The sequence below is a fragment of the Empedobacter sp. UBA3239 genome, assembly GCF_002362875.1.
Lineage (GTDB): Bacteria > Bacteroidota > Bacteroidia > Flavobacteriales > Weeksellaceae > Empedobacter > Empedobacter falsenii_B.
The window spans coordinates 1-13,036 of record NZ_DEVJ01000042.1 but is presented as its reverse complement, the minus strand read 5'-3'; the positions used below and the strand labels follow the sequence as shown (position 1 = coordinate 13,036).

Here is a 13,036-nt window from a genome sequence, read left to right as displayed (position 1 = left end):
AACAATAGCCAAAAATACAATGTTTCTGTACATAAGGATGTTCCTAATAATGGGGATTACCTTATATACTTCGCGTATTGTATTAGAAGAATTAGGTGTTTCAGATTATGGAATCTACAATTTAGTAGGAGGAATTGTAACCATGATTGGTTTTTTCAATGGAGCAATGTCTTCTGCAACTCAACGCTATTTAGCACATGACATTGGGAAAGGTGATTTTCAACAACTCCAAAAAACATTTAGTGCCACATTAACAGTTCATTTTGGGATAGCAATTTTAGGTTTAATCATAGCAGAAACTTTAGGTTTATGGTATGTCAATTATAAAATGGTTTTTCCAGTAGATAAAACATATGCAGTAAATGTAGTGTATCAGTTTTCTATTCTAACCTTTTTATTAAGTATTATACAAGTACCTTATAATGCGTTAATTATAGCACGTGAGCGTATGAAGGTATATGCGTATATGAGTATTTTAGAAGCTTTTTTAAAATTAGGAACGGTATTTACCCTAATGCTAATTTCTAATAATAAATTAATTTATTATGCAGTTTTAACATTTGTAGTAAGTTTTATTATTCGTATGCTTTATCAAATCTATTGCCGCAAACAATTTAAAGAAAGCAAATATCATTTTGTGTATGATAAACTTTATTTTATAGAGTTAATTAGTTATTCAGGATGGAATCTATTTGGTAATGTAGCAGCAGTAGCCAAGGGACAAGGAATAAATTTAGTTTTAAATTTATTTTTTGGGACAGTAATTAATGCAGCTTATGGGATAACTAATCAAGTGGTAAGTGCCGTAAATATGTTTGCGATAAATTTACAAATGGCATTTAATCCTCAAATTATAAAAAAATATTCACAAGGAAATATCGTACAAACCCAAAATTTAATTTTTCAAGGGTCTAAAATTTCATTTTTTTTAATGCTTTTTTTAGTAATGCCTATATTATTAAATACAGAGTATATTTTAAGGTTATGGTTAAACGAAGTACCAGCATATACCACTTCATTTGTTCAGTTGGCTTTGATTGGAATTTTAATTGATAGTTTATCAGGAACCTTAATGACAGGAGTACAGGCAACAGGTCAAATAAAATGGTATCAAATCGTAGTGGGTGTATTGGTATTTATTAATTTACCTTTAGGATATTTAGCATTAAAATTAGGTTATTCTTCTTATTCAGTATTTGTTATAGGTATATTAATCTCTATTTTATCATTGCAATTTAGATTGTTTTTTCTAAAAAAAGTATTAAATATTAATCTTAATAAATATTATACTACGATTTTTTTTAGAGTAGTGTTAGTTGTTTTTTTATCTTTTAGTGCTGAATATTTTATTAAGGTTAATTATCCGGTAACACAAGATATAATAAACTTTCTAATTCAATCAATAGAAATATCAATTCTAACTATTATATTCATTTTTTGTTTTGGATTGAGTAAAAACGAAAATATATTATTAAAAAATATTATTAAAAATAAGTTGATCAAGTGAGCTACAAAATAGAAGATATTGTAAAGAATGAATTATGTGTTGGATGTGGTTTATGCACAACAGAATCGAATACATCAAAAATGATTTGGAATGAGGAAGGTTTTTTAGTACCAACTTTAGATAATTCATTTAATGAGGATGCCATTAAATTATGTCCTTTTAATCCAAATCCAGAGGATGAGGTAAAAGACGAAGATATATTAGCAAATCAAATATTTCCTGAAGCAAATCAGAATGATTTAAAAATTGGACGATTTGAAAATACATATGTAGGATATGCGAATGAATTTAGAGAAACGTCATCATCTGGAGGTATTGCTACCTATATTTTTGAACAATTATTAGAAAAAAAGATTGTAGATCATTTATTTATTGTAAAAGAAATCAATGGGACTTACCAATACCAGTGGTTTAATCAAGTTAATCAAATTAAACAAATATCAAAAACGCGTTATATACCAGTTACTTTAGAACGTTTATTTAAAGAAATTGATGAAAAACAAGGAAAAGTAGCAGTTTCTGGAGTAGCTTGTTTTGTAAAAGCGATTCGTTTAAAACAACATTATAATCCTCAATACAAAGAAAAAATACCTTTTGTTCTAGGGATTATTTGTGGTGGGCTAAAGAGTAAATTCTTTACCGACTATTTGAGTCAATCAGCAGGGATTAAAGATAAATTTTATAATCAGCAATACCGTATTAAAGATGCTAAATCTACGGCATTAGATTATTCTTTTGGAGCATTTAATAAAGATAATATTTTTAAAACGCAAAAGATGAGTCCACTTGGAGATATGTGGGGTACAGGTGTATTTAAATCAAATGCGTGTGACTTTTGTGATGATGTTGCAACTGAATTAGCAGATATTTCTTTGGGCGATGCATGGTTACCAGAATATAAAAATGATGGTTTAGGAAATAGTATAATTATTACCAGATCTACTTTTGCAGATGATTTAATTAAAGAAGGAATAAATAATAAAGTTCTTTCTGTTGAAAATATAGACAAATCAAAAGTTATAGAATCACAAAATGCTAGTTTTAGGCATAGACAAGATTCCATATATTTTAGAAATAATTTAATTGGTAAAAAAGCATATTATCGTAAGAGATTTAAAAAAGATAATAATATCTATGTTAAAATTATCCAATTAGGTAGAAGAAATACACGAAAACAATCTATAAATATTTGGAAACAATTTAGGGATAAAGATGTCTATAACAATAAAATGTACAAACATTTAAAATTATTAGCTTTATTTAATAAGATAAATAAAAAATTTAATAAATGAAAATAGCCATATTCACACTTCCATTACGTAACTATAATTATGGTGGCATTCTTCAAAATTATGCTTTGCAAACATTCTTAATTAAGAATTTTAATTGTGAAGTTCAAACAATTGATTACAAATTTCATTCTTCTATCAAAGCAAAATGTAAATCATTAATAAAAGATTTAATACTAAGTCGTTATTCGAATTTTAAGAAGAATGTGAATATTGAATTTGAGGTGTTTTTTAAACAACATTTAAGTTTGTCTCCTTTTTTTCATTCATATAAAGATGTTAATAATTATTTAGCAGAAAATAAATTTAATGTATTGATTACGGGTAGTGACCAAGTATGGCGCTTAGATTATGCCTATGGAGATATAAAGAAATTAATGTTTCTAGATTTTAATAGCTTAGATAAAGATATTAAAAAGCTTGCGTATGCAGCTTCTTTTGGAGTTGATACATGGAAATATAAAAATGAAACAGCCTATGTTACCAATGCTTTAGATTCTTTTGATGGTATAGCAGTAAGAGAATCTTCAGGTATAGATGTTTGTAAAGATAATTTTAATCTTAAAGATATAAAACATTTAATAGATCCAACATTGTTATTACATAAAGAAGATTATATTTTAAATTTTTCTCTGAAAGATATTCAACATAAAAATATATACGCTTATGTATTAGATAATGATACAGAAAAAATAACAGCATTAAATCAAATTAAAACTAAGCTAAACTTAGATTTAAATATTATAGAATTAGCGTCAGAATTTCTATTTAAAGTAAACTACAAAAATTATAAAAAGTATGATGGATTAAAAGCTGAATCTTTACCAGATTGGTTACAATCTTTTTATTCAGCTAAATATGTAATTACAGACTCTTTTCATGGAATGGTATTCTCTATTATTTTTAACAAGCCGTTTATTGCATTAGGAAATAAAAAAAGAGGGATGTCAAGATTTCAATCTTTGTTAAAGCAATTAGATCTAGAAGATCGTTTATTTTATAAAATTGATGAAACACAAATAATTTCTAAATTAAGCGAGCCTATAGATTACAACAAGGTTAATAATTTGCTTAATAAAGAAAAAAATATTTCGTTAGAATATTTTAAGAAATTTATAAATGAGTAACTCAATAAAAATTTCAATTGTAATTCCAATTTACAATGCTGAAAAATATATTAAAAAGTGTATTACATCTATACTTAGTCAAGCATATGAGAATATAGAATTAATTTTAATTAATGATGGGTCAAAAGATAATTCTTTAACTATTTGCAATAAATACAAAAAGTTAGATCATCGTGTAATTATTATTAACCAAGCTAATCAAGGGGTTAGTAAAACAAGAAATAATGGGATTAATATAGCTACAGGAGAATATATATTATTTATTGATGCCGATGATTATATTGATAAGGAGTATATATCTAGTTTTTTAAAAGAAAAATTAAATCAGAATACCTTATTAATACAGGATTTAGTACGTGTAGAAAATAATAAAAGTATAATTACAGATAATTATAAATACAAGGAATATAAGACTAAAGATTTAGGGGAAATTTTTCAGAATAATATTCTAAATAATGGTTTTCCTTTTTGTAAACTTTATAATTTAAATCTGATAAAAAAGTATCAATTACAATTTAAATCTGATATTAAATTTGGTGAAGATTTAATTTTTTTTCTTGAATATTATAAACATATAGATAAACTAAAATTTATTAAAGAGCATAAATATTTTTACTTAATACATAAAGAATCTGCTTCTTTTAAAAATTATACGTATGAGGAAATGGAAAAATCTTTAAGCAATCTTTTAAAAACATATAAGGATATAGGCGAATTTTATAAAACAGATATAAAAAGTATTAATGAAATTAAAAATAGTCTTTCTTTATTTATGACATTAACACTTTATACGATATACGATCCAAGAAATATAAATTTATATAAAGCAAATAGATTACAATATTTAAAAAAGTTTACTAATACATACGATTTAAGTAATATGAATAATAGTAATGTAATAAAACGTGTTTATGTAAAATTATTACAATATAAAATGTTCCTATTAGCTAATCTATATCTTAAATTATATGTAAAATATAGATTGAAAATTATTTAATAATAATGGAATTAAAAAGAAAAAATTATATAATATATCACGATCATTTTGATATATTAGCAGGTACGGAAAGGGTGTTAATTAATCTGATAGAATTTTTAACAAGTAAAAAAGCTAATGTTACATTAGTGCTATTTTCTGAAAAAAAAGATCCTGTTTTTAACTTAGAAAAATTTAATATTAATATTATTAATTTAAATGTTAAGAATAATGAGAATAAATTTGTATACTACTATAAATTATTAAAAAGTACAAAAAAATTATTTTCTATTTATAATTTTCCAAAAGATACTGTGGCGATTAGTACAAATTATTTAGCTGCTTATATTTTATATTTAGCCAAACCAAAACATTTAGAAATTGTATCTTGTGAACACTTTTCAGTAACGGTAATGAATAAGCTGTCTTTATATTTAAGAAAATTATTCTATAATAAGGTTAATGTGGTAATGCTGACGAAGGAAGAAACGATAATTATAAAGGAAAAATATAATCCCAAAAATTGTGTTTGTATTCCAAATGCTGTTCCATTTGAATCTGAAAAATATAATGAAAATAAAACAAAGAATATTTTAGCTATTGGACGTATAACTTCTCAAAAAGGATTTGATTTATTAGTAGAAGCTTTTAGTAAAATAAATAACGAATATCCTGACTGGACTTTAAATATAGTAGGGGATGATTATGGAGATAAAGACTCTCTAGATAATTTTATCGAGCAGCATAAGATTAAAAATATTAAAATTAATCCAAGTACTTCAAATATTCAAGAGTATTACCGTAATGCAGCATTTTACGTGCTTAGTTCTAGATTTGAAGGATTTGGGATGGTTTTAGTAGAGGCAATGGCACATGGTTTACCTTGTATTAGTTTTAATTGTAAATCTGGACCATCAGATATTATTACAAATAATGTGGATGGTTTTTTGATTGAAGATTTTAATATTTATGAAATGGCTGCTAAAATAAAGTTATTAATACAAGATGAAGAATTAAGATTAATAATGAGTCAAAATGCACATCAAAAAGTAAAATATTTTCATAAAGATGTGATTAATAGTAAGTGGATAGTTTTTTTTAATTCTATATAATAATGACACCCTATATCCTTTTATATTTTACAATAGGAGCATTAGCATTTGACAATATTTATTTCAAAAAGAATTATAAGTATGGAATAGTAATAGTAATGATTTTGCTTGGTATTTTTTCAGGAAGCAGAGTTATATCTTTAGGAGGGTATGATACTCATTTTTATAGATTAGCATTTGAGCATTTACCTACTGAGCTATCAAGTATTTTTACGACAGAAGAGTTCTATCTAATAAGTTTTGAAAAAGGATATTTAGTATTAAGTTTTTTTTTTAAAGAACTTGGTCTAAGTTTTAATGAATTTCTCCTTGTATTAGGTATTATTACTTCATTTCTATTGTCATTATCAATAAAAAGGTATTCGAAATATTATTTTCTATTTGTATTAATCTTTTTAGCAAAAGGTTATTTATACTATTTTTTTACTGCTCAAAGACAAATAATAGCAATGGTAATCTGTTGGTATGCATTACGTTTTGTTGATAAAAGACAATTGATTCCATTTCTACTTCTATGTATTCTAGCAAGTCAATTTCATACGAGTGCTTTAGTTTTTATTATTATTTATTACGTAAGCCAAATAAAGATAACAAATAAAGTAGCAGTTTTAGTATTAATTGCTTCATTTTTTATAGGTGTTTCAAATTTAGGCTTGTTATTCGGTACTTTAATCTCGGATTATCTACCAGGTGAAGTGTTTTCTGATAAATTAAATAATTATGTAGAAAATAGTAGCTCAGGAATAAACGTTCTTAATTTTATTGAAATGATTCCTATATATTATATTATTCTTTCAAAAAGAACGATTATAGAGAGTAATACAAAATATTTTAATACAATTTTTATTCTTTTCTTAGTATTCTACTGTTTAACATTTGCATTCTATAATTTTAATATTATAGCCAGAGTAAAAGGTTATTTTATTATAGGATATATTTTAATGATTATAAATTTAATCAGTGTCTATAAGCAAAGAGATAGATTATTTATATTATTACTTGTATTTCTTTATTGTTTAGTAGTTTTTATAAGAGAATTATTAGTATTTGACAATGGAGAAGGATATTTACCTTATGAAAGTTTTTTATTTTAAAATAATTATATGAATACTAAAGAAATAATTAAATATATTCATTCAGACTTATATAGATATACAAAGTCTATTAGTCTTAAAAATTTTATAATACAATATTTTTTTAATAGGGGGGGGAATTATATGGTTTATTTTAGACTATGTCAGCATAGTAATTTTATTATTAGTAAAATAAGTTTTGTTATTCTAAATATTAAAAGAATAAAATATAAAATTGATATAAGTCATAAAACTAAAATAGGATATGGTTTCTATATAGGACATTCAGGACCAATTGTTATTAATCCAACTACAATTATTGGGAATAATGTGAATATGTCAGAATACACAAGTATAGGAGCGAATGAAGGAGAAGCAGCTGTAATTGGCGATAATATTACTATTGGAGTAGGAAGTGTTGTCACAAAAAATATTCCTACAAATGCAACTGCTGTTGGCAATTATGCTAAAGTCATAAATTATAATTTACCAGCAAAGTATATAAATAATAAATTTGTTTTTTAATGTCAGTTATTTCAATTTTCACTCCTGCTTATAATAGAGCTCAATTATTAGAAAGATTATATATAAGTTTGAGTAATCAAACTAATAAATCGTTTGAATGGATTATAGTAGATGATGGATCTATAGATAATACGGAAGAAACGGTTAGAGAATTTATTAAAGAAAAATTAATCTCTATAACCTATTACAAACAAAATAATGCAGGGAAACACATTGCAATAAATAAAGGCGTTGAACTGGCTAAAGGAGAACTTTTTTTTATTGTAGATAGCGATGATTATCTGTTAGAGAATGCAATTCAATTTATTACGCAAAATTATGTTAAAATAAAGGATGATTCATCAATAGCTGGTTTATCACTAAGAAAGGGGTATGATAAAGTAACTCCGATCGGTTCAAATAATTTTAATGCTCCAATCTTAGCTAATGTTTTTGCTTTTCGATTCAAATATAAAATTAAAGGCGATATGGCAGAAATCGTTAAAACAAAAGTGATGAAACAATATCCGTTTCCTAAAATTGATGAAGAACGCTTTTTAACAGAGGGATTAGTTTGGAACAGAATAGGTTTAAAATATAAAATGTTATGGTTTCCAGAGATTTGTTATATCGCTGAATATTTAGAGGGAGGACTGTCAGATAACAGTTTTAAATTACGTAAAAAATTTCCGAAAGGTTCGGTTTTATTTTACAAAGAATTACAGAACATGCCAATTAGTTTATTTTATAAAATAAGAGCTAATATTAATTATTGGCGATTTGCAAAATATAACCAAGATAGTTTTTATCAAAATTGGAAATCAGTTAACTGTTTATATTCTATAATTGGTTTGCCTTTAAGTTTAATTTTTTTAATTAAGGATAAAAATTGAGAATATTACAAATTATAGATAGTTTAGGTGTAGGTGGTGCTGAAAAGCTTATACGAGAAACAGTCCCCCTTTTAGTAACAAAAGGGTATCAAGTTGATGTGGTTTTACTAAATGGAGAAAAAACACATTTGTATAAAGAGTTAGAAGCTATAAATTGTTGTACGATTAATACTTTAGGAGATTCATTTTATAATCCTTTTTATATTCTAAAATTAATTCCATATTTCTATAAATATGATGTCGTTCATGTGCATTTATTTCCTGCTCAATATTTTGCAGCTATTGCACGTTTATTTTGCTTTAAAAAAGTAAAGTTATTTTTTACGGAACATAATACATCGAATCGACGTTTGGAGAACAAGAAGTTTAGATTAATAGAAAATTTAATTTATGCGTGTTATGATAACGTAATTTGTATTACAAATGAGGTTAAGACTACTTTAAAAGAAAAACTGAATTTAAATGATGATAAGCTTTTAGTCATAGAAAATGGAGTGAATTTAAGTACCGTAATTAAAAGTGTAAAACATGATCGCGATACATTTAATTTTAAACAAGAAGATAAATTATTAATCATGGTTGCTGGTTTTAGAGAACAAAAAGATCAAGATACAGTCATTAAAGCTTTAAAGTTATTGCCAGAAGATTATAAGTTACTTTTAGTCGGTAATGGGATTAGACGACCAATTTTAGAAGATTTAGTTGAAACATTAGAGTTACAAGATCGTGTAACATTTTTAGGTCTTCGTAATGATGTATATCCTTTAATGAAAATGTGTGACATTGCTATACTGAGTTCACATTGGGAAGGGTTTGGATTAGTCGCTGTAGAAGCAATGGCAAGTGGAATACCATTAATTGCTTCTAATGTGCAAGGTTTAGCACAAGTGGTTGAAGGTGGTGGTCTACTTTTCGAACCAAGTAATGTAGAGGATTTAAGTTCTAAAATTTTAGATTTAAATGATTCAAATTTATATCAACAGACAATAAATAATTGCTTAGAAAAATCTAAAAAATATGATATTAATATTATGGTTGAAAAATTAATAACTTTTTATAATGCAAAATAAAAAAGTATTACACATTGTAACCATCTCTTTTGTTATCAAACATTTTTTTGGGCAACAATTTAATTATTTAAATAAAAAAACGGGTAATAATTATCATCTAGCTTGTTCAGAATCATTAGAATTAAAACAATGGAGTAAAGAATTTGGCTATACACCTTTTAGTGTTGAAATTACGAGGAGTATAAATCCGTTAAAAGATTTAGTCGCCATTTATAAACTGATAAAATATATCCGTAAAGAGAAATTTGGTTACGTTGTAGCGCATACGCCAAAAGGAGGTATGGTAGGTATGCTTGCTGCATTTATAGCTAATGTTCCCCATCGTATTTATTACCGTCATGGTATTGCATATGAAACTTCTAAGGGGATTAAAAGAACTATCTTAAAAAATATTGAACGTTTAAGCGGTGGTCTTGCACATCAAGTGGTAAATGTGAGTTATGGTGTTGAAAATATTGCATTAAAAGATAGATTAAATACCAGTCGTAAAAATCTAATTTTAAGAAAAGGGACATGTAATGGAATAGATGCATTAAATCGTTTTAATCCTGAGAACTATGATATAAATCAAATACAGGCTTTAAAAAGTAAATTAAAGATTAAAGAAGAAGATTTTATTGTTGGATATGTTGGACGTATAGTACATGATAAAGGCATTGATGATTTGATTAATGCATGGAAAAATATCAAACAAAATAAGAATATTAAATTATTATTGGTAGGTCCATTTGAAGAAAAAGATAGTGTTACAGCTGAAACTAAAAATACTATTTTAAACGATCCGAATATTATTTTTACAGATTATGTACCAGATGCATCAATATATTTTAAGCTAATGGATGTATTTATATTAGCAACTTACCGTGAGGGGTTTCCTACGGTATCTTTAGAAGCGTCTTCAATGCAGTTACCCGTTATAATAACTAAAGCAACAGGGTGTGAAGAAGCAATAAAAGAAAATATAACAGGTACATTTATAGAAAATACATCTGAAAGTATAGAAGAGTCAATATTAAAGTATTATAACGATAGAGATTTAGTGAGATATCACGGTGAAGAAGGACGTAAATTTGTTCTTAATGACTTTGAGCAAAAATTAATTTGGGACACTATAAATATTAAACTAGGATATTAATAAATGAAAATAACAATAACAGGTGCGTCAGGTTTTGTAGGAACTAATTTAGGTGTTTATTTACAAGAAAAAAATATAACGATTTTATCTTTATCATTAAGAGGAGATTGGGTACATCAATTTAATCCAATTACAGATGCCATCATTCATTTAGCAGGTAAAGCCCATGATTTAGAAAATACAGTTGAAGAAGCTGAATATTTTAAAATAAATCGCGATTTAACGATTCAGTTATTTCAAGAATTTTTAAAATCTGAGGTAAAAGATTTCTTTTATTTTAGTTCAGTAAAGGCAGTAGCAGATACAGCCGATGGGGTTGTAAAAGAAGACATTATTCCAAATCCATTAACACTTTACGGAAAATCGAAATACGAAGCGGAGAAGTATTTATTAGCTCAGCAATTACCAGCAGGTAAGCGTTTATTCATCATTCGTCCATGTATGATTCATGGACAGGGTAACAAAGGAAATTTGAACCTTTTATACAAAGTCGTAGAAAAAGGTATTCCATGGCCTTTAGTAAATTTCGAAAATAATCGTTCATTTCTAAGTATTGATAATTTATCGTATTTGGTGCATGAAATGTTAATCAAGAAAGAAGTGGTTTCTGGTATCTATAATTTTGCTGATGATCAATATTTATCAACAAACCAATTAATTGTAGCCATAAATAAAGCATTAGATCGTAAGGCTAAGTTTTTACCAATTCCTAAAGGTTTAATTCAAGGAATAGCAAAATGTGGGGATGTCATTAACTTTCCTTTAAATTCAGAGCGAGTAAAGAAATTAACTGAGAGTTACGTAGTCTCTAACCAAAAAATTAAATTAGCATTAGGGATTGATAAATTACCTTTAACGGCTGAGGAAGGGATACAAAAAACAATTAAAAGCTTTAAGACTGGGAGCTAGTGATTAGTGACTAGTAAGGAGTAATTAGGGAGGAGTAGTTACTAGTAACCAATCACCAGTGACAAGTAATTAGTAACCAATCACTATTAACTAATCACCATTAACAAATAACTATTAATCAATGAAAAAACATAAAGATTTAGAGGTTTGGAGGCTATCGATTGATTTTGTTATAGAGATATACGTGGTAACAAAACAATTTCCTGAAGAAGAAAAATTTGGTTTAACGAGTCAAATGAGAAGGGCTTCTGTATCTATACCAAGTAATATTGCAGAAGGAGCAGCACGCCAATCGGATAAAGAATTTATACAGTTTTTATATATTGCATTAGGTAGTTCAGCAGAATTAGAAACACAGTTAATAATCGCTTTTAATTTAAAATTTATCACTAAAAATCAATTAGATCAATTCATTTCAAAGCAAGAACAAATAGCTAAAATGTTAAATGGTCTTATAAAATTTATAAAAAATAAGAACTAGAGGCTAGTGACTTGCGAGGAGTAATTAGAGAGGAGTGACTAGTAACCAGTAATTAGTAACTAGTAACCAGTAATTAGTAACTAATAAGCATTTTACCAATAACCAATCATTATTAACAAATAACTAACAATTATGACAAGATTATTCGATATATTATTTTCATTTTTTGGATTATTATTTTTATGGCCAATAGGAGTTATATTATACATTATCGGTTTATTCGATACGGGTTCACCTATTTTTGTACAAGAACGTGTAGGAAAAAGTAAAAAACCATTTAAACTAATCAAATTTAGAACAATGGACGTAAATACCAAATCGGTTGCATCACATTTGGCCTCTCAAGCTCAAGTAACGAAGTTTGGAACATTCTTACGTAAATCTAAATTAGATGAATTACCTCAATTGATCAACGTATTTTTAGGAGACATGAGCTTAGTTGGTGCACGTCCATGTTTATTTAATCAAACAGAATTAATTGCAGAGCGTGAGAAAAGAGGTGTGTTTAATTATTTACCAGGAATTACTGGTTTAGGACAAATTAATAATGTAGATATGTCTACACCTAAAAAGTTAGCCGAGTTAGATGCTGAAATGTATCAAACCATGTCTATTGGTAATTATTTTAAATACATTTTGGCTACCGTTACAGGAAGTGGACAAGGTGATGCTGTAAAGAAATAACATACTATAATAAAATAGATAAGGCTCCATTAGGAGCCTTTTTTATTTTGTATAATTGTGGGTACGTCATATCCTCGTAGACTAAATTAGTAAAAAACTAATATAGCTTTATGATGATTAAAAAGACAAAAGAAATAGCAGCATATTTAACTTATAGTAAAAAACTACAAGTTCTAAAATATGCCAAAGAATATGGAAATAACTCTATAGCATATAAATTTTTTGGCGTTAAAAAGATCACATTTTATAAGAGGAAAAAAGCATATGATGAATACG

At 26.4% G+C, this 13,036-nt stretch carries 13 protein-coding genes; all 13 read left to right on the top strand.

Annotated elements, in window-relative coordinates; genetic code table 11:
- Positions 1-19: 19 nt before the first annotated feature.
- The 13 genes from B4G36_RS05685 (at position 20) to B4G36_RS05625 (ending at position 12,760) form a co-directional block, all read left to right on the top strand.
- On the top strand, positions 20-1,507 hold the full coding sequence (locus B4G36_RS05685; RefSeq protein ID WP_349676931.1) for an MATE family efflux transporter: 1,488 nt from the start codon (positions 20-22) through the stop codon (positions 1,505-1,507).
- A gap of 80 nt (positions 1,508-1,587) precedes the next feature.
- Entirely contained in the window at positions 1,588-2,799 is a 1,212-nt protein-coding gene (locus B4G36_RS05680; protein ID WP_291062638.1) for a Coenzyme F420 hydrogenase/dehydrogenase, beta subunit C-terminal domain, read from the top strand.
- Positions 2,796-3,923 carry a polysaccharide pyruvyl transferase family protein gene (locus B4G36_RS05675; RefSeq protein WP_291062636.1) on the top strand — a complete coding sequence of 376 codons (1,128 nt, stop codon included), beginning with the start codon at positions 2,796-2,798 and terminating at the stop codon, positions 3,921-3,923. Before B4G36_RS05680 ends, B4G36_RS05675 begins: the two co-directional genes overlap by 4 nt.
- Positions 3,916-4,920, top strand: a complete 1,005-nt coding sequence (locus B4G36_RS05670) for a glycosyltransferase family 2 protein (protein WP_291062634.1) — start codon at positions 3,916-3,918, stop codon at positions 4,918-4,920. Before B4G36_RS05675 ends, B4G36_RS05670 begins: the two co-directional genes overlap by 8 nt.
- A 5-nt stretch (positions 4,921-4,925) precedes the next feature.
- On the top strand, positions 4,926-6,011 hold the full coding sequence (locus B4G36_RS05665; RefSeq protein ID WP_291062632.1) for a glycosyltransferase family 4 protein: 1,086 nt from the start codon (positions 4,926-4,928) through the stop codon (positions 6,009-6,011).
- A 2-nt stretch (positions 6,012-6,013) separates the two neighbouring features.
- Entirely contained in the window at positions 6,014-7,105 is a 1,092-nt protein-coding gene (locus B4G36_RS05660; RefSeq protein ID WP_291062631.1) for an EpsG family protein, read from the top strand.
- Between the two features lie 9 nt (positions 7,106-7,114).
- Positions 7,115-7,609, top strand: coding sequence for a hypothetical protein (locus tag B4G36_RS05655; RefSeq protein ID WP_291062629.1), 495 nt, complete (start codon positions 7,115-7,117; stop codon positions 7,607-7,609).
- The gene (locus B4G36_RS05650; protein WP_291062627.1) at positions 7,609-8,481 is read left to right on the top strand and encodes a glycosyltransferase family 2 protein; all 873 of its coding nucleotides are present in this window, start codon (positions 7,609-7,611) and stop codon (positions 8,479-8,481) included. The genes B4G36_RS05655 and B4G36_RS05650 overlap by 1 nt, the downstream gene beginning before the upstream one ends.
- Positions 8,478-9,551 carry a glycosyltransferase gene (locus B4G36_RS05645; RefSeq protein ID WP_291062625.1) on the top strand — a complete coding sequence of 358 codons (1,074 nt, stop codon included), beginning with the start codon at positions 8,478-8,480 and terminating at the stop codon, positions 9,549-9,551. Before B4G36_RS05650 ends, B4G36_RS05645 begins: the two co-directional genes overlap by 4 nt.
- Positions 9,541-10,686 (top strand): glycosyltransferase family 4 protein, encoded by a 1,146-nt coding sequence (locus B4G36_RS05640; protein WP_291062623.1) that lies wholly within the window; start codon positions 9,541-9,543, stop codon positions 10,684-10,686. Before B4G36_RS05645 ends, B4G36_RS05640 begins: the two co-directional genes overlap by 11 nt.
- Before the next feature lie 3 nt (positions 10,687-10,689).
- The gene (locus B4G36_RS05635) at positions 10,690-11,595 is read left to right on the top strand and encodes an NAD-dependent epimerase/dehydratase family protein (RefSeq protein WP_291062621.1); all 906 of its coding nucleotides are present in this window, start codon (positions 10,690-10,692) and stop codon (positions 11,593-11,595) included.
- A 121-nt stretch (positions 11,596-11,716) separates the two neighbouring features.
- Positions 11,717-12,076, top strand: coding sequence for a four helix bundle protein (locus B4G36_RS05630; RefSeq protein WP_291062619.1), 360 nt, complete (start codon positions 11,717-11,719; stop codon positions 12,074-12,076).
- 132 nt (positions 12,077-12,208) lie between these two features.
- Positions 12,209-12,760: a sugar transferase gene (locus B4G36_RS05625; RefSeq protein ID WP_291062617.1), complete on the top strand. Its 552-nt coding sequence runs from the start codon at positions 12,209-12,211 to the stop codon at positions 12,758-12,760.
- Positions 12,761-13,036: the final 276 nt, after the last annotated feature.